Genomic DNA, 24646 nt, shown 5'->3' with positions numbered 1-24646 from the left:
CGGGAGAGGGGCTAGAGCTCGACGGTACTACGCCCGTCTGCGAACTCTCGTCCCTCGCATCGCGCGTTGAGCATTGAGCATTGAGCATTGAATATCGAGCATCCCCCCTCATCCATCCGCCGCAACAAACCCACCGGTCTGCCGCATCCATAGGCGTGCGTACAAGCCGCCATGTGCGATCAGTTCCGCATGCGTGCCTGTCTCGACGATGCGCCCGCCGTCCATCACCACCAATCGGTCCATCCGCGCGATGGTGGAAAGACGGTGCGCAATTGCGATCACGGTCTTGTTGCCCATCAACGCGTCCAGGCTGTCCTGGATGGCAGCCTCCACTTCCGAATCCAGCGCCGACGTTGCTTCGTCCAAAATCAGGATCGGCGCGTCTTTCAGCAGCACCCGCGCAATCGCGATGCGCTGGCGTTGACCGCCGGAGAGTTTGACCCCGCGCTCGCCCACATGCGCATCGAACCCGCTGCGGCCTTCGCCGTCGATCAACGTGTCGATGAAACTGTCGGCGCGCGCCTTGCGCACAGCGTCGAGAATCTGCGCCTGGCTGGCTTGCGGCCGGCCGTAGAGCACGTTGTCGCGGATCGAACGATGCAATAACGAGGTGTCCTGCGTCACCAGGCCGATCTGCCCGCGCAGGCTTTCCTGCGTGACTGTCGCGATGTCCTGCCCGTCGATCAGGATGCGGCCCTGCTCCAGGTCGTACAGCCGCAGCAACACGTTGACCAAGGTGGATTTGCCGGCGCCGGAGGGCCCGACCAGACCGATCTTCTCGCCGGCGCGCACCTGCAGATCCAGCCCCGCAATCACGCCGCCACGCTTGCCGTAGTGAAAGTGGATGTGCTCGAACTGCACCTGGCCCTGGGTTATCTGCAGCGGCACCGCATCCGGTGCGTCCTGCACCTGCACCGGTTGCGAGATGGTCTGCATGCCGTCCTGCACGGTGCCGATATCTTCAAAGATGCCGTTGACCGTCCACATGATCCAGCCAGACATGTTATGGATGCGGATCACCAGGCCGGTGGCCAAGGTGATCGCGCCCACGCTGATCTTCCCGCGGCTCCACAACCACAGCGCCAGCGCGCAGGTACCCACGATCAAAAGCCCGTTCGCCACCGCGATGGCGGTGTCCATTGCGGTGGTCACCCGGGTCTGACCGCGATGCTTCACCGCCAGCTCGTCGATGGCATCGCGCACATAGGTCTGCTCGCGGCCGGCATGGGCGAACAACTTGAGCGTGGAGATATTGGTGTAACCATCGACAATGCGACCGGTCGCCTTGGAGCGCGCATCCGATGCAATCCATGCGCGCGCCTTCATGCGCGGCACGAAGAACGCCATCAGTGCGACGTAGACCACCAGCCAGATCAGCAGCGGCGCCATCAGCCAGGGATCGGCCTGCGCGAACAACCACAGTGCGCTGCCGGTGTAGACCACGATGTACCAGAGCGCATCGACCATCTGCACGGCCGATTCGCGCAGCGAGGTGCCGGTCTGCATCACCCGGTTGGCGATGCGCCCGGCAAAATCGTTGTTGAAAAAGCCCAGGCTCTGCCGCACCACGTAGTTGTGCATCAGCCAGCGCGAACGGTTGCTCAGGCCTGGCACGATCGCCTGATTGACCAGCAGATTGTGCAGCCCGGTGAACAGCGGCCGCACCACCAGCGTGAACGCCGCCATCCAGAGCAACTCGCCTGCATGGCGGCGGAAGAAGTCCGGCCCCGGTTTGTCGGACAGCATGTCGACGATACGACCGAGGAAGTCGAACATCGCCACTTCCACCAGCGCCAGCAGCAGCCCGGCGATCAACGTGGCCAGCAGGATTGGCCACAACGGCCGCAGATAATGCAGATAAAAGCGCCACACGCTGCGTGGCGGCATCTCCCGCTCGATGGGCGGAAAAATATCGATCAGGGACTCGAACCAGCGGAACATTGCGCAAACTTCGGAAAAACCGGGGGCTCAGGCTAGCCGATCGGGCGTCAAGCCGCAGTGGCGCTGGTCGGCACGCGCTGCCCGAGCAGACTGCGCAACGCGTGACTGCCGCCGTGGCGCCCGAAAACCGGAGTTGTCAGCGCCGTCTCAGGTGTGCCGCACACGCCTCACTCGCGCACGCGCGCCAGCAAGCGGTTGACCTCTGCCACGTCGAAATGGGCGGGCTCGAAGCGCCCGCCCAAGGTCGCCAGCTCCTGCACATGCTGCGGGTGGTCCGGGTCGGCGATGATCTGCACCCACGTCCGATAATCGTCAATGCCGCCACTGCTCTCTGGCGGGCAGGCATTGGCACCGTCCACGCAGCGCGCCACACGCAGGCCGGCATTCGGCGGCAACAGCGCTTCCACCTGCAGGCGATGCTGCCAACCATGGCCGGTGCCGTAGAAATAATCGAAGCTTTCCAGTTCACCGACTGCGCTTTCCAGCGTGCCGCGGCCGGCATGCTTGAGCCGTGGACGCTCCGGCACATCCAGCCCGGATTCGCCATAACGCCCGCCGCCGAGGTCGAACTCGTACGGATGCGCACCATTCCAGCCCATCACCGGTTGCAACACGCGATGCAGCGTGGCCAGGCGCACCGCGCCCGACACCAGCAGGCGCCGCCAGATCAGCGGCGCACTACCGGTCAATGCCACATGCAGTTGATACACCGGTGCAGGTGCCTGCACCGGCTGCTGTGTGGCTTTCTTTTTTGCCTTGGTCATCGTGTCGTGTTTGCTGCTGTCTACCCCAAGTATGGCGTGCTGGGCCGACGAATGCAGGCGCAGTTAGGCAACGCGGGGCATGCGCAGACCGAATAGCAGGTCGTACAGGATCGGAATCAGGCCAAGCGTCACCAGCGTGCCCAACGCCAACCCACCGATCATGGTGATCGCCATCCCGGTCCACAGCGGGCCGGCAAACAGCATCAGCGGTACCAGGCCGACGATGCAGGTGAGCTTGGTCATGACGATCGGACGCAGACGTTTGACCGCGGCAGCAACCACCGCCTCGCGGCGTGGCAGGCCATCGGCAAGCTCGGCCTCGATGCGCTCCAGCAGCAACACCGCGTTGTTGACGATGATGCCGGCCAGTGCCAACAAGCCGAACGTCGCCATGAAGCCAAACGGGTAGCCGGTGAGCACCAGCGCCAGCGCCGCGCCGATCAACACGAACGGCACCGCCGACAGCACGATGAACAATTTGCGGAACGAATTGAACTGCCACACGAACAGCAACAGGATCGCGCCCAGCGCATGCGGCATGTAGTGCAGCAGGGCTTGATTGGCTTCGGCCGAATCCTCCAGCTCACCGCCGATCTCCACGCGGTAACCGGGCGGCAACTTGAGCGCAGCGATTGGTGTCGCCAGCCGTTCGACGATCTCGGTCGCGGTCAGTTGCGGATTGCGCGCAGTCACGGTGATGGCACGGCTGAGGTTGCGCCGCTGGATCGCCGACGGCTCGCTGTCGCGCAGCACCGTGGCGATCGCCGCAAGCGGCACCGGCGCGGCGCCGGCTTGCGGATACACCAGCGTATCGGCCGGATTGCTGTTGGCGGCGCGCTCCTGTGCGCTGCCGCGCACGACCACCGGCACATCGGCGCCATCGTCGCGGATCACCGTGGCATCCACACCGCTGTAGCGCGCCTGCAATGCTTGCGCGACGTCTTCGCTGCTCACACCCGCACGGCGCGCCTTGAGCTGGTCTACCTGCACCACATAGCGCGGAATGCGCGCTTGCCAATCGTCTTGCACATCCACCGTGCCCGGCACTGCCCGCAAGGCCTTGGCAATGGCAGCGGCGCTGCTGCGCAATACTGCTTCGTCCGGACCCATCACGCGATAGACCGCCATGCCGGCTTCGGTCGCACCGAGTGAAAAACGTTTGGGCTCGGCACGCAGCGCGGGGAAATGGCTGCGCACATGCGCGCGCACCCGTGCGATCACCGCATCGATGTCGGTGCCCGGCCGCACGCTGACCGTGAAGTACGCCTGGTTGGCGGCCGGAAGCGGCGGGTTCAGGCCTAGCACGATGCGCGGCCCGCCATCGGAGACATAACCGATGCTGTCCACCACCTCGGGGTTGGCGCGGCGGTCGCCCAGCCAGCGGCTGAGGTCGCTCACCGTACGCAGGGTGGCGCGTGCGTCGCTGCCTGCTTGCAAGGTCACCGGCATCTGGAACTGCAGGCGATCGGACTTGGGCAGGAAATCGTACGGAATCGATACCAGCACGGTGATCGCCACCGCCAGCATCGTCGCCATGGCACCGATGAACAGCGCCTTGTGCTGCAGCACACGTTCGATGACACGACGGTAGCCGCGATAGAACCGCGATTCCGCTGCGTCGCTGCTCTTGGTGGCATGCACCTTGGCGAAATACATGCACAGCAGCGGTGTCACCGTGATGCTCAGCAGCCACGACCCGAGCAGCGTCACGCCGAGCACGGTGGCCAGCGAGCGCAGATATTCGTTGGTGCTGGTCTGGCCGAAGAAGAATGGCGAGAACGCCAGCACGATGACCAATGAGGAGGTCAGCAAGGGGGTTGCCAAGGTCCGGCCCGCATCGATACAGGCCTGGCGGCGCTCCTCGCCGGCCACCAGACGGCGCTCGATGTCTTCGGCAATGACGATGCCGTTGTCCACCAACAAGCCCAGCGCAAGAATGATGGCGGCAATCGAGACCGTCTGCAGCTCCACGTTCAGCACGCGCATGACGATCAGCGAGGCGAAAATGGTCAGCGGCACAATCGCGCCGACGATCAAGCCGGTGCGCCACCCCAGGAACAGCATCACCACCGCCATGACGATGACAATGGTTTCGCCCATGACGTGATGCATCTTGCCCATCTCGCGCTCGACCACATCGGCCTGGAAGCTCACCACGTGCTGGGTGAAGCCGACAGGCAGCTGGCGTGCGGTGTCGTCGAGCTTGGCGCGCAGCGCCTTGCCGAAATCGGCGATATTGCTGCCAGGCTGCATCGACACCGAAACCACCACCGCCGGCTGGCCTTGGTAAACGGCCGCGCCTTGCGGCGGGTCGGCCGGCATGACCTGCACCTGCGCCAGCCCGCCCAGGGTGACTTCACGTGCGCCGCCGGCAGACGCGCCCGGCACACTCAGCAGAACGCCGCGCAACTGTTCGGGCGTGCGGATTTCGCCGGACGTGGCCACGGTCAGCGCCAATCCGGACACCGCCACCTGCCCACCGGAGCCCACTACATTCTGCGCGCGCAACTGCGCCATCACGCTGGACGGGGTCAGGCCGCTCGCCAACAGGCGTGCGCGATCAAACGACACGTACACGCGCTCGTCCTGCAGGCCGAACAACTTCACCTGCTCCACGCCGGGCAAGCTATACAGCTGCTCGCGCATGCGTCGCAGCGGGCCACGCATTTCGCTCATCGAAAAGCCTGGCGCGGTGACTGCAATGGAGGCCACCGATACGCGCCCGAAGTCGTCGTCGACGAACGGCCCAAGCGTACCGGCAGGCAATTGCGCACCGGCCTCTGCGGTCTTGGCGCGCACACGCTGCCAGAGCGCCGGCAGATCCTGCACATCGTCGTAGGCGGTCAGCTGCACGATCGCGCTGCCCGGGCGCACCGTGGTCACGATGCGCTTGATGCCGGCCAGCTCGCGCAACCGTTCTTCAACGGGGCGCGCCAGCAGGTTCTCCACCTGCTCGCTGGGCATGCCGGGAAAGGCCACCGACACCAGCGTATCGCGCACGGTCACCGATGGTTCTTCCTGCGATGGGAAGCCGAGAAACGCCACGATGCCGCCGATCAAAATCATCGCTGCTGCAAACAACGTCAGCCGGCTTGAACGCATCGCCATCTGTGTCAGCGTCATGGCGTGCGACCTCCGCTCAGCTGGGTCTGTGCCTGCAGTGGGGTCACCGGCTGGCCGCTGACCAGAAAGCCCACCCCGGCGCTGACCACCTGCTCACCGGCACGCAGCCCGCGCAGAATCTGGACGCGCTCGCCGACAATCGTCCCCAGATCGACTGCACGTTCGATCACGGCCCGCTTTGCCGGCTGGTACACGAACACGCTGGCACGTTGCCGATTGAGCCGCGGCACGACCGCCGACAACGGCACGCTCGGCGTGGAAGCAGCATGCGTTGGCAGTGTCAGCAGCACGCTGTCGCCGCTGCGCAGCGCCGGCGCTGCGGCGACCGGCTCGAGCAACGCCTGCACGGTCGCGGCATTGTCCAGACGAGTGGACAGGCTGCGCAGCCGTAGCGCGATCGGTGCGGCGACTGGATCGGCCAAGCGGGCATACACGGTTTGTCCGGGCACCAGGTCGGCACCGGCAGATGCCGGCAGCGTGGCGACCAGTTGCAGATGCCCCTGCCCTTCCACCTGCAGCACCGTCTGCCCCGCTGCCACATCGGCCTGCGGCTGTTGCAGGCGTGCAACCACGCTGCCATCGAAGGGCGCGCGCAACTGGCTCAGACGCGTGCCACGGCGTGCCATGGCCAGATCGGCGCTGGCCACCTGCAGCTGCGCGGCGGCCGCATCAGCCGCCGCGCGCGCGGCCGTCAAGGTCGCAGTGGAACTGGCACCGTCATCGAACATCGCCTGTTGCTGGCGCAATTGCAGTTGCCGTTCGCCCAACTGCGCCTGTGCCGCGCGCACGTTTGCGTCAGCCTGGTGTTCGCGCAGGTGCAGCGGTTCATTGTCCAGGCGCGCCAGCACTTGCCCGCCGGTCACCCGGTCGCCCACATCCACCAACACCGCAGAAAGACGGCCCGCCCCTTCGAACGCCAGTTCGGCGCGTTGTTCCTGGCGCACCAACGCCGGCACCTGCAGTGGGTTATCGCTGCCGGCGCCAAAGCGCTCCAGCTTCACCGCACGCGGCGTCTCGGTGGCGGGCGCATCCGGCCCGCTGCAGGCGGCCAGTCCCAGCAGCAACGTGCCGCACACCAGGCCGCGATACAACATCGTCATCATTCGATCCCCCGGTCTGTGCCGCTCAGCGGCTGTAGGTCAGTGCAAAGGTGCCGCCGACCACAGCCCGGCGTGCCACCAGCGGGCTGTGGTCGGCGTTGTCCAGGTAGCGCGTGCCGGTGACATCGAGCGTGGTGGCCCAGTGGTCGCCCACTGCATGCGTCCAGCTGCCTCCGACCGCGCCGGCGTAAACCCCGGATCCGGCATTGAACGCCTGCAAACGCGTACGCGCCGCTTGCGCGTCGGTGACGCCAAAGTAAGCCTGATTGAATCGGCGGTCGCCGCCATGCACGTCCAGATCCAAAGTGACGGTGTCGCTGGCGCGATGCAGCAGGGTGAACTCCACCCCGGCGCGATAGCGATTGCGACGCGCCGCATCCTTGAGCGCGAACTCCGCCTCCGCATTGACGTTCATGTAGGGCGTCACTTGCTGCATCACCAGCGTGCGTGCTGTCACCGACCCAGGCACATCCCCCATGCCGGCCAGCAGGCGCGAGCCCGGCCGCCAATCGCTATCGCGTTGCAGCCGGCCCAGGTCGTAATACAGCGATTGCGAGACATAGAAGCCAGACTTGCTCTGGAATTGCAGGCCAGCACCGCGCGCCGTATCGAAGAACAGCACGCCACGTTGCACCACCAGTACCGGATTGAATTGCACGCGAGCGCGCTCGGCGCCGGCATACTCTGGCGCAGCAACCACTGCGGCGCCGGCAGTGATTTCAGTCCGGTCTCCCAGCAGGCGCGAGCTCCCAGTCAGGTCGGTTTGTGCATGCGCGATGCACGGAATGGCGCTTATGCACGCAAGGACGCTGGCGCGGACGGCATGGTTGCCACGCAGACGATTGAAGGACGATACATTCATCGAAAATCTCCGGCAGAAATCAGGAAGAGATGGGCAGGTGCACGCCGTAGAACGCCTGGAACAGCGCGATACGGCCCAGCACGCGTTGACGTGCGGTGTCGAGGTAATCGAGTTCGGTTCGGGCGATACGCGTCCGCTCGGCCAGCAGCGCGCTGCGGTCTTCCAGACCGGCATCCACGCGCTCGCGCAAGCGCGCAAGACGCAGTTGCTCGCGTTCGACCTGCTCGCGCGAGCGCGGCTCGGCTTGCGACAAGGTGGCGTGGGCGTCGAGCGCATTGGCGACCTGGCGAAATGCAGACTCGATTGCCTGCTCGTAGGCGAGGACATCGGCGCGTTTGCGCACCTGCGCCAAATCAAGATTGGCGCGATTACGGCCGCCGTCGAACAACGGCAGATTCAGTTGCGGCATGAAGCTCCACAGCCCTTGGCCTGCGGAAAACAGGCCGCGCAATCCGTCGCTGGCGGTCCCCACGCTGGTGCTCAAAGTGATCGACGGAAAAAACGCCGCGCGGGCCGCGCCGATATCGGCATTGGCCGCGCGCAGCTCCAGCTCTGCTTGCTGGATATCTGGGCGTTGCAGCAACAGTGACGAATCGAGTGCACGCCATGCAGCCGCAGGCGTATCTGCGGCGATCAAACCCTGCAGATCGCCGGGCACGGGTGTGCTGTCGTAGCCGGCCAGCAACTGCAGCGCACGCACTGCCGCAGCGTGGTTATCGCTGCCCTGCAAGGCCGCCACATGGGCCTGATTGGCCTGACGGCGCTGCGCATCGCGCTCATCGCGCGCAATCAGTCCCACCTGATATTGCCGCTCGGCAATGGCCAGGAGCGCAGCGCTGTCGGCATCCAGCGCTTGCAGCTGTTGCAGCGCCTGCGCGGCCGTGCGCTCGGCGGTGTAGGCACGCAGCACCTCGGCAATCAGAGCGCCACGCGCTGCATCGCGGCCGTAGGTGCTGGCCAGGTAACGCTGCCGTGCGGCCTCTGACATCGCCTGCAGCTTGCCGAAAAAATCCACTTCGAAATTGCCGATTCCCGCATTGGCAATCACCAAATCCTGCTGGTAACGCGCATCCAGTGCCGGATTGTCGAAATGTTGCCGTAGCTGCTGTGCGCCGACAGCGATCGTGGGCAGACGCGACGCCTGGGCGATGCCGTACTGCGCGCGCGCCTGCTCTACTTGCAACGCAGCGCGGCGGAAATCGCCGTTGTGCGCCAACGCACGTTCAACCAGTGGCTGCAGGTCGCGGTCTGGGGCAAAGGCCTGCAGGAACGCGCGCTCCTGCGCGTTCAAAGTCACGGCCGTCGTCGCCTTGGCGTCGGACTGATCGGACGTGGATGCAGCCTGCGGGCCAGCGAACGTGGCCGGTACGCTCACCACAGGCCGCTGATAGGCCGGCGTCAGCGAGCAGCCAGCCGACAGCACTGCAGTGGCGGCAACCAGGCAAACGCAAGACCAACGGCACGGAATAATTTGTGGAATCATGATGTCGGAGCACAGAGCCAATCTCGACCGACATCCTCGACCTGCAGCGTCCAGGTTGTTTTCGGGAATTATCCAGATTTGATCGAGACGACAGGGCAGCACGCCATGACAGGCAAAAAGATTCTGCTGGTGGAAGACGATGCCGATAGCGCCAGCATTCTGGAGGCCTATCTACGCCGCGACGGCTTCGATGTGGCGGTGGCCGGCGACGGCGAACGCGCCATCCAGCTGCATCGGCAATGGGCACCGGATCTAGTGTTGCTGGACGTGATGCTGCCCAAGCTCAGCGGCATCGAAGTGCTGTCGGCGATCCGCCGCGCCAGCGATACGCCGGTGATCATGGTCACTGCCATTGGCGACGAACCGGAGAAGCTCGGCGCACTGCGCTACGGCGCCGACGATTATGTGGTCAAGCCGTACAGCCCCAAGGAAGTGATCGCGCGCGTGCATGCCGTACTGCGCCGGAGTGTGGCGGTGCGTGCGCCGGGCGAGCCCTTGCAGCACGGTCGGCTGAGCGTGGATCCGGCCGCTGTGGTCGCCAGCGTGCAAGCCGAGAACGGCGACAGCGTGGCGCTGGATCTAACACCGACCGAATTCAATCTGCTTGCGCTGCTGCTCAAGACCCCATTCAAGGCATTTACGCGCAGCGAATTGCTCGACGCCTGCCTGCCCGACAGCGATGCCTTGGAACGGGTGGTGGATTCGCACATCCACAACCTGCGCCGCAAACTGGAAGTGCATGGCATTACCGGCGTGCTGGTCACCGTGCGCGCGGTGGGATATCGCTTCCAGTGAGCCTGCTCGACCGCTTTCGTCGTTGGCGCCGGCAGGCCCCGCTGTGGCTCTGGGTGGGCCTGCGCATGAGCGCGCTGGCGGTGAGCACGGTGATGGTCATCGCCTTCGGCATGTGGTGCTATTTCAATATCCGCGACAACCTGATCCTGAGCCAGCTGCCGCCGGCCGCACGCGCCGAGATCGAGCAACTGCGCGAACAGCCCGATGCCAACGAGACCAGACTCTGGCAACTGTTTCAGCGCTATTACAATGTGAAGAATTTCCTGCCTGGACTGGCCAATCGCGATTGGTGGATGCTGATCGCGATGGTGACGATCTCCATCCCGGTCATCCTGCTGTGCGGGCTGTTCGCATCGCGGCCGCTGTCGCGGCAGTTTTTGCATGTGGTCAGCGCGGCGCGGCGGGTCAGCGATGGCGATTTCGGCGCACGCAGCCAGGTCGTCGTCGGCGCCCCCGGTGAACTGACCGCCTTGGCGACCGACTTCAATGCGATGAGCGCCAAGCTGCAGCAGTACGAACGCGAACTGCGCGAATCCAGCGCAATGCTCGCGCACGAACTGCGCACCCCGCTCAACGCGGCGATGGGTCGCGTGCAGGGCATGCTGGACGAGGTCTTCCCGCTCGAGCCTGAGCAGCTGCGGCTGGTGCATCGCCAGCTGGAGCAGATCAATCGCCTGATCGGCGACCTGCACTTGGTGTCGCTGGCGCGCGCCGGCCAACTGGTGCTGGAGCCGGAAAGCGTCGACCTGCACGAGCTGGTCGCCGAGCGCATCGAGTGGGCGGGGCCCGCGCTGCGCGAGGCGCAGATGACCATCCACTCCCCCACGCATCCCCCGCTCCGCTTGCGTGCCGACCGGCACCGGCTGGGCCAGGTGTTGTCGATCCTGATCGATAACGCGTTGCGCTACGCCGCAGCCGGCAAGCTGCTGGAGATCGAGGTGCGCCGCGACGGCTCCAGCGTGCAGCTCACTTTGGGCGACCGTGGCCCCGGCGTGGAGCCTGCGCAATTACCGCATCTGTTGGACCGTTTCTGGCGCGCCGACAGCTCACGCGCACGGCATTCCGGCGGCAGCGGCCTGGGGCTGGCGATCGCCTCGGCCATCTGCCAGGCGCACGATGGCCGCCTGGTCGTCAGCAATCGCCCCGGCGGTGGCCTGCTGGCCAGCGTGCAGTTGCCGCTGAGGCGTTGACGCGCCATCGAGCGCTTACACCGCTGCAGTTGCCTGCCACAACAGACAACTGCACGCCATCACCGCGATTGCAGGCTGGGCACTGCGTCGGTCACGTTGGCGTGGCGGCGCATGATCCAGTTGAACAAGGGCGTGGCCATCAGCGTGGACAGGATCGCCATCAGCACCAGCACCGAGAACAGGCCTTGTTCGATCACGCCGGCCTGCAACCCGATATTGATGATGATCAGCTCCATCAACCCGCGTGCATTCATCAGCGAGCCAATCGCCATCGCGTCGCGATTGTTCTCGCCCGTGGCACGTGCCGCTGCCCAACAGGCCACGCCCTTGCCGATGAACGATGCGGCCAGGATCGCCACACCGGCCAGCATGATCTGCGGCTGCAGCAACACACTGAGCTGGGTTTTCAAGCCCGAATAGGTGAAGAACATCGGCAGCAGCAACACCACAACGAATGGCTGGAGCATCTCGCGCAGCTTCTCGGTCAGTGCGCCCCTGGGCAGACAGACACCGAGCAGGAAACCACCGAATACCGCATGGATACCGATCGCATCCATTGCCCAGGCGCTGACGCAGAACAAGATCAGCACAACTGCCAACACACTGTTGCTCAGCGGCTGGCCGGGCACCACGTGATCGGCCAGCCGCTTGAGCAGATGCCGTCCAACGAAAATCATGAACACCGCATAGCCGATGCCGCCGCCGATGGCCAGGTAGGCACTGCCCCAGCTGCCGCCGAAGCTGGCCAGCACCACGGCCAAAATGCACCACGCAGCCGCATCGTCGAACGCACCAGCGGTCAACGCCAATGTCCCCAACGGGCTATTGGTCAGACCGCGCTCGTGGATGATGCGCGCCAGCATCGGGAAGGCAGTGATCGCAATCGCCGCGCCCAGGAACAGCGACGCTTCCATCAGCTTGGCCTTTTCCGAGAACAGACCTTCCACGTTGATCAGCCATGGGCACATGGCAAACGCCAACAGGAACGGCACTGTGATGCCCGCCAGCGACACGCTCATCGCGCTGCGATAGCGCGCGCGAAAATGATCGCTGCGGAAATCGGTACCGACCAGGAACATGTACAAGCCCACGCCGAACTGCGCGAACACGTACAGCAGGTCCATGGTCTGCTTGGGGAACAAGGCCACCTGCGCGGCTGGTGCCAACAAGCCGAACAACGAGGGCCCCAGCATCACGCCGGCAATCATTTCGCCCACCACTTGCGGTTGCCCGAGGCGCTTGGCCAGCATGCCGACCAGCCGGCACACCAGCAAGATCGCGGCAGCCTGCAAAAAGAAATACACCGACATCTGCGAAGTGGTCATGCGTGCAGCAACATCCGTGAAAAGTGCGCAGATCGTAACCGGACATGCCGCGCTTCGATAGCCTGCGACTGCAAGTGGCCATCTGAGCCCATCAGCGCGCTTGGGCCCGCCAGACGCAATCCGGCGGCTGCCGCGTTTGCCTGCATCACTTGCCCGCAGAGGCCTGGGTTGGCACCGGCGTCAGCACCAGATCCTGAAAATCGAAGCTGAAATCGGTCAGCGGCGAAATCGGCTCCATGCGCATTTCGCGCACCGCGCCATCCGGCGTGAGCGAAAAATTGACGAAGGCATCGGCATTCAAGGAGCGGTCGTCCCAGCGCACGATGAAGCTATCGTGCTGCCAATGCTCCAGCGTACCGACCAATTGGGCGGTCTTGGCAAACTGCAGGCGCAGCCGCTTGCCATCCTGGCGAATCACCACATCGCCGTACCAAGGGTCGCGATAGGTGGTCGCGTAACTGCGCAGCGGCAACGACGGCGTCGAGCGCGCCGCGCGAGCGTCCTGGTGCTTCTTCCAGCTGGCATCCGCCTCGCTATCGGCCTTCTCCACCAGTTTGGCATAAGCGCCGGTCCAATCGGTCGGCGGCACCTGCAAGAACGCATCCAGCACCTGGAAGGTCACTGCGTTGAACGCGGCGCCCACTTCCTGGTTGGTCAACACCACCACACCCAGTTTCTGATCCGGCAGCAGCGTCAGGCGCGACACCATGCCGGGCCAGCCGCCGGTGTGCCAAACCATGCGATGGCCGCGGTAATCGCTCAGGCTCCAGCCCTCGCCGTAACCGGCAAAGTTCGGCCGTGCCGCAGCAAGCTCGGGCACCTGCACCTCGCCGATCGGAATCGGCGTGATCATCGACCACATGTCGTGCTGACGCTTGGCGCTAAACAGCGGTTTGCCATCGGGCAGGCTTCCGCCGGCCAGTTGTACGTTCATCCACAGCGCCATGTCGTGCGCACTGGAATAGATACCGCCGGCACCGGAGTTGTTGGACCAGGTCAACGGCGCCACCGTGCGCAGCTCGGTGAAGTCGTACTTGGCATGCCCCACTGCAGCGTTATCGCCGGGCTGCAGATGGTCGGCGTTGAAGCGCGTACCACGCATGCCCACCGGGGCGAAGATGCGTTGCTGCAAAAACGCCGCGTAACTCTGCCCGGAGACCTGCTCGATCACCTTCTGAGCAACCGCGTACAGGATGTTGTCGTACGCATAGCGGTCGCGAAAACCGCCTTTCAATGGCACCTTGGCCAGGCGTTGCACGACTTCTTCGGTGGTGTAGCTGGTGGCGGGCCAGAACAAAAGGTCGCCCGCCCCCAGGCTCAGCCCGCTGCGGTGCGCCAGCAGATCACGGATGCGCATTTCGCCGCTCACATACGGGTCGGACATGCGAAACCACGGCAGATGGTCGATGACCCTGTCGTCGAGCGAAAGCTTGCCTTCGTCGGCCAGGATCGACAGCGATGCGGCAGTGAAGGCCTTGGTGTTGGATGCAATGGCAAACAACGTGTCGGCCTGCACCGGCGCGGGCTTGCCGGTTTCGCGCACGCCGTAGCCGCGCTCCAGCACCACCTGGCCGTCCTTGACGATAGCCACCGCAATACCGGGCACGTCGAACTGTTTGCGCACGCGTTCCATCTGCGCGTCGAACTGCTGCATGCCGGCGGGAAGTTCGGCCGCGTGCGTTGTCGTCACCAAGCTTGCCACCATCAGCACGCCCCCACTCAGCCATCGGTTCAAGGTCACTGCGTCGCCCTCAGGTTTTCGGTCAGATCGATGCGCCGGCGCTATCCAGCGACAACGGTTGCGGCGCCACCAGCACGCCGTTGGCATCGGCATACAGCCAATGGCCTGGAACGAAAGGCACGCCGGCAAAATTCACCGGCACATCCACATCGCCCAGATCGCGTCGCTCGGTGCGGCGCGGGCAGGCGGCCAGCGCCAGCACCCCCAACGGCAGCGTGGCAAGAATCTCCACATCGCGCACGCAGCCATGGATCAGCACGCCGGCCCAGCCGTTAGCCACCGCGTTGGCCGCGATCTGGTCGCCCAGCAGCGCATGCTTCAGCGAGCCCTGCCCGTCCACCACCAGCACCCGGCCATCGCCCGGCGTGGCAGCCAGCTCGCGCACCCGCGAGTTGTCTTCGAAACAACGCACCGTGACCATCGGCCCGGCGAATGCCGTGCGCCCGCCGAAATGGCGGAACAGCGGCTCGGCAATTGTCGCCTCGGGGTAGCGGTCACATAGATCAGGCGTGGTCCAGGTCATCGGGGAATCTCGCGCGGCAGAGCTGGCATGGTAGCCGGCTGCGGCAGCGCGCGGGTGATTGGTGAGGCCCCGCGTAGACACGCGGGCGGCGGCGGTGCGCGCATATAGGCAGCACTTCGCTCTGCCGTTTCAGGGTTGCCGCTGCAGCGGGTTTGCCATGCGTTGCTTGCTGCGTGCTCGCCGTCTTGACGCGCTTGTGCCGCAGCGTCCAGCGCGACGGCCCGGAGCGAGCACTGCGAGTGAGCAGGTCTGGCGCATCGATGCCGCGACGCGATTGCCGCCCACTGTGCTGTTGGCGTCTTGGCCAGATCGCCTCCAACAGGCTGTAATGCCCACGCGCCATGTCGGCGCTGTCGTCATGCGCCGTCGCACAACCACTGCAACGCCGCCACAACGATGCGCATGCAATCTCAGCCATTGCACCGCGTACCGGCACCCCATTGGCAACACCAGCGTCTCATTGCACCATCCGCGCCGCGGCTATCATCGGCCGACGCGCGTTGCATTTGCGGCAGAACCTGCAATGGCGCACGCCCCTGCCAGCGAGTATCCATGCAATGACCGATCTGTTCGCTTCCGCCCCACCCGCCCTCGACGGCATCCATATCGGCATCGGTGGATGGGTGTATGCGCCGTGGCGCGCGGGGATGTTCTACCCGGAAGGGCTGGTGCAGCGCCGCGAGCTGGAATACGCAAGCCGCCACGTCACCGCCATCGAGATCAACGGCACCTACTACGGCACGCAGAAGCCGGCCACCTACGCAAAGTGGCGCGATGAAGTGCCGCCGGGCTTCGTATTCTCGGCCAAGGCGCCGCGTCGCATCACACAGTCGCGCAAGCTGGCCGGCACCCAGGCGCAGGTGGAAGACTTCATCGGCGGCATTGTCGACCTCGGCGACACCCTGGGGCCACTGGTGTGGCAGTTCGAACAAGGGCATCGGCTGCAGGCCGACGACCTGGACGCGTTTCTGTCGTTGCTGCCCAAGCGTGCGGGCAGGCGTGCGCTACGCCATGTGCTGGAGATTCGCGATCACGATGCGGTGGACGCGTCGCTGCCGGCCTTGGTGCGTGGCCACGGCGTGGCCACGGTGTTCACCGATTCGCACGCGCATCCGTCTTTCGCCGATCTGTCTACCGATTTCGTCTACGCGCGCCTGATGCGCAGCCAGGCGCGCCTGCACGCGGGATATCCGGCGCCGGCATTGGCGCGCTGGGCTGAGCGCATCCAGGCCTGGCGGCGCGGCGAAGATCCGGCCGATCTACCGCATGTGGATGCAGCGATGGCGCCGGTAAGTCAGCCACGCGAGGTCTTCGTGTTTTTCATCAGCGCGGCCAAGGAGCGCAACCCTGCGGCAGCGATGGCGTTGTTGAAGGAGCTGTCGACGCGTTAGAGCAGCTGGCAAAACGATCGCGCAGGCGGCTCGACCGGTGTTCGATGCTCGATGCGGCATGTACCGCTCGCAGACGGCGGTTCTGAGTGCGCCGCCCACGCCCATCTGCGGCCTGCTCGCTACGTTGGCTTGGCCGCTCTCAGGCCGCGCATGAGGTGCAATCGGCGATGAGTGATGCAGCTGTGTTTGGGGTGTAGTGTCGATCGCTGAGGTGGCGTCATCGATCGCGGCGCGATGTGCCAAGTCGCTCGTTGAATCTCTTGCAGTGATGCGGGTTAGTCGATGGCTGGCAACCGGTCGCGCGATGACTGCTCGGCAGTCACGTTAGCCACCGCATTAAACCGCCTCTGCGCCCCGACGTCGCTTCCTTCGCAGCGCCGATCAACCCGTTTTCGGCGACAATGGCGCATGCCCACGACCGACCTGCGCAAGGCGCAACTGCAAATCCATTTCTGCGTGCTGCTTTGGGGCATCACCGCGATCCTTGGCAAACTGATCACGCTGCAGGCGTTGCCACTGGTGTGGTGGCGCATGCTGATCGTGGTCGTGGCGCTGGCCTTGTGGCCGCGCGTATGGCGCGGGCTACGCGGATTAACCGGGCGCGTGGTGCTGGGCTATTGCGGCATCGGCGCGCTGGTAGCCTTGCACTGGCTCACCTTTTACGGCGCGATCAAGCTGGCCAATGCATCGGTGGCGGCAACCTGTATCGCACTGGCGCCGGTGTTCACGGCGGTGATCGAGCCGTGGGTGACCAAACGCCCGTTCCGCCCGCGCGAACTGCTGTTCGGGCTGGCCGTGCTGCCCGGCGTGGCGCTCGTCGTTGGCGGTGTGCCGGATGGCATGCGGGCCGGCGTGGTGGTAGGCGCGATCTCGGCGGTGTTCGTCGGGTTATTCGGCTCGCTCAACAAACGCATGGTGGCGCATGCCGACCCGCTCACCGTCACCGCGCTGGAACTGGGCGCCGGCACGCTGACCTTGACCCTGCTTGCGCCGGCGATGCCGCTGCTGCTGCCGGCATTGCACGGCGATTTGCTGGTCGTGCCCAGCCTGCACGATGGCGTGCTGCTGCTGGCACTGTCACTGGCCTGCACGCTGCTGCCGTTTGCGCTGGCGCTGGTGGCGCTGCGCCATCTCAGCGCCTATTCGGTGCAGCTGGTGACCAATCTCGAACCGGTCTACGCCATCGTGCTGGCGATCGCGCTGCTGGGCGAACAACGCGAACTCACCCTGCAGTTCTACCTCGGCGTGGCGATCATTCTCGGCGCGGTATTCCTGCATCCGGTGCTGGAGCGTCGACGCAAGGTGGTGCATCCGGAATTGCTGGGCACGGCCGAAGCGAAGAACATCGTCGACTGAGGTGGAGGTGTACGCAGTGGTGCGACAGCGCACTTCACGCGCAACGACCGTCGTATCGAAAGCCGCGCTGCGACTGATGCTCTACCGCGCCGGGTGAGCGTTGCAGCGCTTGGCAGCGAGCGTCTTGCGCAGTTGTCAGGCCGGCGTCGTCAGCAGGCGCACGATATGCACAACACGCATAAACCTACTCCAGCGCCACCACCTGATCGCGCCCGCCACGCTTGGCTGCATACAAGGCCTGGTCGGCGCGCTTGATCACTGCCTCCACGCTCTCCTGCGGACGCAAGGCCGCCACGCCGATGCTCACCGTCACCGGCAGCGCGATCGTCATCGCGGCCACGCTCTGGCGCAGGTATTCGCATTGCACGCGCGCTTGCAGCAGATCCGCATTGGGGAGCAGCAGCACGAATTCTTCGCCGCCGTAGCGGGCGATGGTGCCGGCGCCGCCCACATGCGCGCGCAACAACGTGGAGAGTTCGCGCAGCACCACATCGCCCTGATCGTGCCCATGCACATCGTTGACGGTCTTGAAGTGGTCCACGTCCAGCAGCGCCACCGCCAACGGCTGGCCCATTGCGCGCGTCTGCTCGGTGGCCGACTGCAATGCCACCGCAAAGGCGCGCCGGTTCGGCAAGCCGGTCAGCGGATCGGTACGGGTCTGCTCGACCAGATCGGCATTCAAGGCATCCATCGCCGCGTAATAGCCGGCCATCTGCTGCTCGTACCAATCGCGCTCGTTCAATTGCTGACGCAGCTGTTTGCCGACCAACCGCAGGTCAAGCAAGTACGAGGCCTGCCGCGACAGCGCCTGCAGAGCCTCGCGCTGGTCCTTGCGCAGATGCGCCGGGGTCTGGTCGAACACGCACAGCGACCCCAGCGCCATGCCCTGGCTGCTCACCAGCGGCGCGCCGGCGTAGAAACGCACCCCGCCGCTGCCGACCACCATCGGGTTGTCGTGGAAGCGCGGGTCCAACAAGGTGTCGTCCACCATCAGCACTTCGTCCGGGCGCAGGATCGCGTGCGCACAGAACGAAATATCGCGCGGTGCCTCGCTGCGCGGTGCGCCATGCGCAGCCTTGAACCACTGACGGTCTTCGTCCACCAGCACCACGGCCGCCATCTGCGTCTCGCACAGCGTGGAGGCGATCATGGTCAGATCGTCGAACGCACTTTCTGCCGGCGAATCCAGCACGTCGTACTGGCGCAGCGCGGCCAGCCGCTCGGCCTCGTTGCTCGGCAATTCCGGTTTAATCACTGCCGCCCCCCCTGGCTGTTAGCGGGAGAAGTATGCCGGAGCCCAGCAACCCCAGCCATCGGGACGCACCCCACTCCACAGCGCCGCGGGTGCCGTCCTGGAGTGATCAATAAAGCTGAGCGCAAACGCCCAGTACAGCGTTGCAAAACGGGCGCGTCAGAACCGCACGACGAAGGAAGTCCGTGGCGATTGCGGACACAGGCTGCGCTGGCCCCGTGGCAGCGCAATCGGCGTGTCGGCGTGGCTTACCAGTCGGTGCGTTGCGGTAGCAGACCGCGCAACTCCGCATCGCTGAGGTTGCGCCACTGCCCTGGCTTGAGCGCGGCCAGCTTGATGTTGTCGATGCGCACCCGACGCAGTTGCGTGACCCGATAGCCAAACTCGGCCGCCATCAGGCGGATCTGCCGATTCAAGCCCTGCTCCAGCACGATGCGGAAGCCGAATTTGGCGATGCGCGCAGTACGGCACGGCAGCGTGGTCTCGTTGTGGATGCGCACCCCGCGCGCCATGCCACGCAGAAATTCGTCGGTGACCGGCTTGTTGACCGCCACCAGATATTCCTTCTGGTGGCGATTTTCCGCGCGCAGAATCTCGTTGACGATGTTGCCGTTGCTGGTCATCAGGATCAGCCCTTCTGACTCCTTGTCGAGCCGGCCGATCGGGAAAATGCGCTGCTCGTGGCCAACGAATTCGACGATATTGCCCTTGACCGAACTCTCGGTGGTACAGGTGATGCCCACCGGCTTGTTGAGCGCAATGTAGACATGCTTGCGTCCGCCGAGCTTCTTGGCCTCGCGCACGCGCAGCGGCTGGCCATCCACCAGCACGGTGTCTTCCTCGCCCACCACCGCACCGGTGCCGGCTGGCACGCCATTGACGGTCACCCGCCGTTCGCCGATCAAACGATCGGCTTCGCGGCGTGAGCAGAAGCCGGTTTCGGCGATGTATTTGTTGAGTCGAGTCGTCATCTGCCGATTATCGGCGATTTAGCGCGTGCCGTGCGCCATGCCAGTTGCCCAGACCAGCGATCGACAGCACGCGGACGCCAGGCGCGTACACGCAGCGCCCGTCCGATGCTGAGTGCAGCTGTATGACCGGCCACCCTTATCCAGACACGGCCACCAGCTGCGGCGTTTGCAGCAGCTCTTCCAGCGGGCATGGACGATGCAGGCTGAAGCCCTGCACCTGGCCCACACCGGCTTCGCGCAGCCCGGGAATGTCGGCCTCCGATTCCACACCTTCGGCAACCACTTCAATGCCCAGCGCCAGCCCGACCTGGGCGATCGAGTGCACCGCCGCACGATCCACCGCATCGTGCGCGTAGTTGCGGACGAAGCCGCAATCGATCTTCAGCACGTCTACAGTGAATTGCTTGAGATAGCCGAACGAGGCCATGCCGCTGCCGAAATCGTCCAACGCCACGTGGCAGCCACGCGCACGCACGCTCTGCACGAAACGCTGCGCATGCTCCAGGTCACCAATGACCGCGGTCTCGGTGATCTCCATGCATAGCTTCGGCACCAGCGTCGGATAGCGTTCGAACAAGGCACAGACGATATCGAGAAAATCCGGTTGCGCGATCGATTGCGCAGACAAATTGACATGGCACAGCTCAAGCATCGCCAGATGCATCGGGTTGGCCGACAACTGCGCGCACAACGATTCCAGCACATAGGTATCGACCATGCGCCCCAAGCCGTAACGCTCCACTGCCGGCAGGAATTCGCCCGGGCTCAGCACCCGTCCGTCGCTGGCGCGCATGCGCACCAGCACCTCGTACTGCAACCGCCCCGGGTCGCTCAACACCTGGATTTTCTGCGCGTACAACAGCAGGCGTTCTTCGGCGATCGCCAGTTGCACCGCACTGATCCAGCCACCGTCGTGGCGGCGCTGTGCCAGCGCCAGATCGTTTTCATTGAAGCAGCGAATGCGGTTGCGCCCTTCTTCCTTGGCCGCATGACAGGCCAGATCGGCGGCGGTCATCAAGGTATTGACGTCGCTGACGCCCTGACCAATCTCCACAACGCCAAAACTGCAACTCGGCGTCAGCGGTCGCCCGCCCTGATGGCTCCACGGTTGCCCGAGCACGCCGTGCATGCGTTCCAGTAAGGCGCGCGCCTGCAGCAAGTCGGTATTGGCCAACAGGATGGCGAATTCATCGCCGCCCAAACGTCCCAGCCAGTCGCCGGGACGCAACTGCATGGTGATCACATCGGCAAAGTGGCACAGGAACTTGTCGCCGACTGCATGCCCGAAGGTGTCGTTGACCAGCTTGAAATGATCCAGGTCGACAAAGCACAGCGCGTGACACATCTGCGGCGATCGCGGCAGTTCGATCAGGCGCTCCAGCCGGCGTTCGATTTCATGCCGATTGATCAGCCCCGTGAGCGCATCGTGGCTTGCATGGAAGGCCACTTCGTCGGCCAGCTCGTGCGCGTGCGACACATCTTCGATCACCGCCAGCACCAGCGTCGGCTCTTCGGGACCCGGCTCCACCAGCGAGGCGCTCCAGCGGCCCCACATCACCCCGCCGTCGGCACGCAAAAAACGCAACTCGCCGGACTGCAGCAGCTTGGGCCAATCCAGCATGCCGCGGCTGTCCAGCTTGATGTCTTCCGGATGCATCACATCGGCCAGCGTACAGGCCTGCAGCTCTTCCGGCCGGTAGAGCAGGACGTTGGCCATCGATGCGTTCGCATCGAGCACATTGCCGCGCAGATCGAACTTGACCATGCCCAGCGCCGCCTGCTGGAACGCGGTGCGGAAGCGGCCCTCGTGCGACAGCAGGTAATCGCGGATACGCCGCATTGCCAGCACGCAGGTGATCAGCACCAGCAGCAAGGTGGCCAGGCTGCAGGCCACCATCACATCGTGCAGCAGCCGCGCGCAGCGGGTCAGGTAGCCCAGGAATTCGGCCGCGTCGCGGCGCATGCGGCCGTCCAGCAGATGCAGCTCATCGCGCAGTGCCTGCAGCGCGCGCGGATCGGGCCGGGTGGCGGCCTGCACCGAGGCGGCACGGTCGGCCAAGGCGCTCAGTTGCAGGATGCCGCCATCGGTGCGCTTCCACAGCGCAATGGCATCGCCGAGATACGGAAACTGGCGCCCATAACGATACAGCCGCACCATTTGCGGCATGTCTTCACGGGCATTGCGGCCAGCGCCAAGACCGGCGTAGACCGCGCCCCAATCGATGACTGGTTGTTCGATCGCCACGCGCGCCGCACGGTCGCCCAGCGGCACTTCCAGCGCGCGGCATGCGGCCTGCAGATCGGCTGTATCGCCGCTGCCCAGGTAGCGCTCCATCCAGTACACCGATTCCTGCTGGGCATTGGACCAGTGGCTTTGGCCCACGATCCAGGCGGTGGCGCCGGATTGGATTTCGATCACCAACGCCGAGACCACCGCCATGCAAACGGCACTTCCGATCAAGAGCGTCAGAGGAAGCGTCAGCCAGCCACGCACCAGGTGCATGGTCTGTCCACCGCCCTTGCCGCGTGCTGCCTGCGCCATCGCCGTCTGTCCTTCGCCGCCCCAGTGCGACTCAGGCGCCCAGCGGGCGCCTGTAGGCAGTAACGGCCGCAACGGCTCAGTCTGTATGGCAATACCCGCTCGGCCTGATGCACCTCGGGTTAGCGGCGCTGACTAGGTCAGCCTGATCGCCGGCGCAGTGAAGCGCCGGAGCGCTTCAGTAGCTCGCTATGCGCATTTACGCATAGCAATACTAGGCAATCACACCGCCTGCGGGTGGCCCGGCAGGCGGTGTCGGCCATGCTTACTCGCCGCGCGGCTTGGGCGGGCCCTTACGGTGTGGTGCGCCCGCGCGGTCCATCGGACGGCCTGGGCCGTTCGGACGACCGGACGGCTTGCCGCCACGCGGGAAGCGCGGCTTGGACGGCGACGCGGCTGCCTCGCCCTCTTCCAGCTTGCGCATGTTCAGTTGCTGACCGGATACCCAGACCTTCTTCAGGTGGGTAAGCAGTTCGCGCGGCATGTCGGCCGGCAGATCCAGGATCGAATAATCGTCCTGGATATCGATACGGCCGATATAGCGGCTTTCCAGCCCGGCTTCATTGGCGATCGCACCGACGATGTTGGCCGGCTTGACGCCATGGCTGTGGCCCACTTCGATGCGGTAGCTCTCCATGCCGAACTCCGGCTCGCCGCGCGGGGCAACCGGATCGCGACGCGGACGCTCGCCACCGGCATCGTCGCCACGCGGCGGACGCGCAGCGCGCTCGCCGTCGGCACGCGGGCCACGCTCGAACTTGGGCTCGAAACGCGGACGGTCACCCCGATCATTGCGATCACCGCGGTCGGCACGCTCGCTGCGCTCGCGCGGTGCGAATTCCTCGCGCGCGCCACGCACCGGCGGGGTCAGCAGGAACGGCGCATCGCCTTGCAGCAACTTGGCCATGGCGGCGGCGATATCGATCGCCGGCACGTTGTTCTCGCTCTCGTAGCGCTGCAGCAGATCGCGATACATGTCGATCTGGCCAGCGGCCAGGGTCTCGGTGATGCGGGTCATGAAACGCGCCACGCGGGTGTCGTTGACCGCATCCACGCTCGGCAGCTGCATTTCTTCGATCGGCTGGCGGGTGGCGCGCTCGATCGAGCGCAGCATGCCCTTCTCGCGCGGGGTGACGAACAGGATCGCATCGCCATTGCGGCCGGCACGACCGGTACGGCCGATGCGGTGCACATAGCTTTCGGTGTCGTACGGGATGTCGTAATTGAGCACATGGCTGACGCGCTCCACGTCCAGACCGCGCGCGGCCACGTCGGTGGCGACCAGGATGTCGAGCTTGCCGTCCTTGAGCTGGGCAATGGTCTTCTCGCGGGCGGCCTGCTGCATGTCGCCGTTGATGGCGGCCGCGGCCATGCCGCGTGCCTGCAGCTTCTGCGCCAGCTCTTCGGTGGCCGCCTTGGTGCGCGCGAAGATGATCATGCCGTCGAACGGCTCGACCTCGAGAATGCGGGTCAGTGCGTCCAGCTTGTGCAGGCCGCTCACCCACCAGTAGCGCTGGCGGATATTGGCCGAGGTGGTGGTCTTGGCCGCGATGGTGACTTCGGCCGGATCCTTCAGATAGGTCTGCGCGATGCGGCGGATGGCCGGCGGCATGGTCGCCGAGAACAAGGCCACCTGGCGCTTTTCCGGCAGTTTCTTGAGCACGGCTTCGACATCGTCGATAAAGCCCATGCGCAGCATTTCGTCGGCTTCGTCCAGCACCAGCGTCTTGAGCTGGGAAAGATCCAGGGTGCCGCGATCCAGGTGATCGATCACCCGGCCCGGGGTACCGACCACCACATGCACGCCGCGCTTGAGCGCGCTCAGCTGCTGGGCGTAGGGCTGGCCGCCGTACACGGGCAGCACGCGGAAGCCGGGAATGGCTTCGGCATATTTCTGGAAGGCCTCGGCGACCTGGATGGCCAGCTCGCGGGTCGGTGCCAGCACCAGCGCCTGCGGCTTGAGCTGGTTCAGGTCGGCGTTGGACAGCACCGGCAGCGCGAACGCGGCAGTCTTGCCGGTACCGGTCTGCGCCTGGCCGAGGACGTCGCGGCCGGACAGCAGCGCGGGGATGGTGGCAGCCTGGATCGGCGACGGCGACTCGTAGCCGACAGCGGCAACGGCTTTCATCACAGCGTCCGAGAGGCCGAGGTCTGCAAACAGCAGCGGCGCGGAAGATTCTTGGGTCATGGGTAACTCCGGAGGCGCCGCACGGAGCCGGCAGGCGCAAAGCAGCATAGTGTGCCTGTTCAGCCCCCCTGATGTCGAAATGTTCGTGACAGTCCATTCAGG

17 protein-coding genes and 1 other RNA gene are annotated in these 24646 nt (G+C 65.1%); 5 read left to right on the top strand and 13 right to left on the bottom strand.

What is annotated here, in order from left to right; genetic code table 11:
• Positions 1–108 precede the first annotated feature (108 nt).
• The 6 genes from M0D43_RS18850 to M0D43_RS18825 form a co-directional block, all read right to left on the bottom strand.
• Positions 109–1941: an ABC transporter ATP-binding protein gene (locus tag M0D43_RS18850; protein WP_252162584.1), complete on the bottom strand. Its 1833-nt coding sequence runs from the start codon at positions 1939–1941 to the stop codon at positions 109–111.
• A 167-nt stretch (positions 1942–2108) separates the two neighbouring features.
• The gene (locus M0D43_RS18845; RefSeq protein WP_260807471.1) at positions 2109–2705 is read right to left on the bottom strand and encodes a plasmid pRiA4b ORF-3 family protein; all 597 of its coding nucleotides are present in this window, start codon (positions 2703–2705) and stop codon (positions 2109–2111) included.
• A 63-nt stretch (positions 2706–2768) separates the two neighbouring features.
• Positions 2769–5828: an efflux RND transporter permease subunit gene (locus M0D43_RS18840; RefSeq protein WP_252162582.1), complete on the bottom strand. Its 3060-nt coding sequence runs from the start codon at positions 5826–5828 to the stop codon at positions 2769–2771.
• Positions 5825–6931 carry an efflux RND transporter periplasmic adaptor subunit gene (locus M0D43_RS18835; protein ID WP_252162581.1) on the bottom strand — a complete coding sequence of 369 codons (1107 nt, stop codon included), beginning with the start codon at positions 6929–6931 and terminating at the stop codon, positions 5825–5827. Before M0D43_RS18835 ends, M0D43_RS18840 begins: the two co-directional genes overlap by 4 nt.
• 22 nt (positions 6932–6953) lie before the next feature.
• Positions 6954–7790, bottom strand: coding sequence for a MipA/OmpV family protein (locus M0D43_RS18830; protein WP_252162580.1), 837 nt, complete (start codon positions 7788–7790; stop codon positions 6954–6956).
• 19 nt (positions 7791–7809) lie between these two features.
• Entirely contained in the window at positions 7810–9273 is a 1464-nt protein-coding gene (locus tag M0D43_RS18825) for an efflux transporter outer membrane subunit (protein ID WP_260808291.1), read from the bottom strand.
• Positions 9274–9378: 105 nt separating this feature from the next.
• Here M0D43_RS18825 and M0D43_RS18820 point away from each other — a divergent pair, with 105 nt between their 5' ends.
• Together M0D43_RS18820 and M0D43_RS18815 are read left to right on the top strand one after the other, a co-directional pair.
• Positions 9379–10068 (top strand): response regulator, encoded by a 690-nt coding sequence (locus M0D43_RS18820; RefSeq protein ID WP_260807470.1) that lies wholly within the window; start codon positions 9379–9381, stop codon positions 10066–10068.
• Positions 10065–11258, top strand: coding sequence for a sensor histidine kinase (locus M0D43_RS18815; RefSeq protein WP_252162578.1), 1194 nt, complete (start codon positions 10065–10067; stop codon positions 11256–11258). Before M0D43_RS18820 ends, M0D43_RS18815 begins: the two co-directional genes overlap by 4 nt.
• Before the next feature lie 59 nt (positions 11259–11317).
• On the opposite strand, the gene M0D43_RS18810 is transcribed toward M0D43_RS18815, so the two are convergent.
• The 3 genes from M0D43_RS18810 to rraA form a co-directional block, all read right to left on the bottom strand.
• Positions 11318–12583: a cation:proton antiporter gene (locus tag M0D43_RS18810; RefSeq protein WP_252162577.1), complete on the bottom strand. Its 1266-nt coding sequence runs from the start codon at positions 12581–12583 to the stop codon at positions 11318–11320.
• 145 nt (positions 12584–12728) lie between these two features.
• A complete protein-coding gene (locus M0D43_RS18805) occupies positions 12729–14324 on the bottom strand; it encodes a serine hydrolase (protein WP_260807469.1) in 1596 nt (531 codons plus the stop codon).
• Between the two features lie 22 nt (positions 14325–14346).
• The gene (gene rraA / locus M0D43_RS18800; RefSeq protein WP_252162575.1) at positions 14347–14847 is read right to left on the bottom strand and encodes a ribonuclease E activity regulator RraA; all 501 of its coding nucleotides are present in this window, start codon (positions 14845–14847) and stop codon (positions 14347–14349) included.
• 557 nt (positions 14848–15404) lie between these two features.
• Between rraA and M0D43_RS18795 the strand changes: the two genes are divergently transcribed.
• The 3 genes from M0D43_RS18795 (at position 15405) to M0D43_RS18785 (ending at position 17594) form a co-directional block, all read left to right on the top strand.
• The gene (locus M0D43_RS18795) at positions 15405–16238 is read left to right on the top strand and encodes a DUF72 domain-containing protein (RefSeq protein ID WP_260807468.1); all 834 of its coding nucleotides are present in this window, start codon (positions 15405–15407) and stop codon (positions 16236–16238) included.
• 58 nt (positions 16239–16296) lie between these two features.
• Positions 16297–16373: non-coding RNA, sX9 sRNA (locus M0D43_RS18790), on the top strand.
• 273 nt (positions 16374–16646) lie between these two features.
• Entirely contained in the window at positions 16647–17594 is a 948-nt protein-coding gene (locus M0D43_RS18785) for a DMT family transporter (RefSeq protein WP_252162573.1), read from the top strand.
• Between the two features lie 184 nt (positions 17595–17778).
• On the opposite strand, the gene M0D43_RS18780 is transcribed toward M0D43_RS18785, so the two are convergent.
• From M0D43_RS18780 to M0D43_RS18765, 4 genes are all read right to left on the bottom strand, one after another.
• Positions 17779–18849, bottom strand: coding sequence for a GGDEF domain-containing protein (locus M0D43_RS18780; protein ID WP_252162572.1), 1071 nt, complete (start codon positions 18847–18849; stop codon positions 17779–17781).
• Positions 18850–19094: 245 nt separating this feature from the next.
• Positions 19095–19817 (bottom strand): pseudouridine synthase, encoded by a 723-nt coding sequence (locus M0D43_RS18775; RefSeq protein ID WP_065468032.1) that lies wholly within the window; start codon positions 19815–19817, stop codon positions 19095–19097.
• Between the two features lie 136 nt (positions 19818–19953).
• Positions 19954–22359, bottom strand: a complete 2406-nt coding sequence (locus tag M0D43_RS18770) for a putative bifunctional diguanylate cyclase/phosphodiesterase (protein ID WP_260807466.1) — start codon at positions 22357–22359, stop codon at positions 19954–19956.
• A 262-nt stretch (positions 22360–22621) separates the two neighbouring features.
• Positions 22622–24544 carry a DEAD/DEAH box helicase gene (locus M0D43_RS18765; protein ID WP_260807465.1) on the bottom strand — a complete coding sequence of 641 codons (1923 nt, stop codon included), beginning with the start codon at positions 24542–24544 and terminating at the stop codon, positions 22622–22624.
• Between the last annotated feature and the right edge of the window lie 102 nt (positions 24545–24646).

The organism is Xanthomonas prunicola, from assembly GCF_025266575.1.
Lineage (GTDB): Bacteria > Pseudomonadota > Gammaproteobacteria > Xanthomonadales > Xanthomonadaceae > Xanthomonas > Xanthomonas prunicola.
This window is presented reverse-complemented; position numbering and strand designations above follow the sequence as displayed.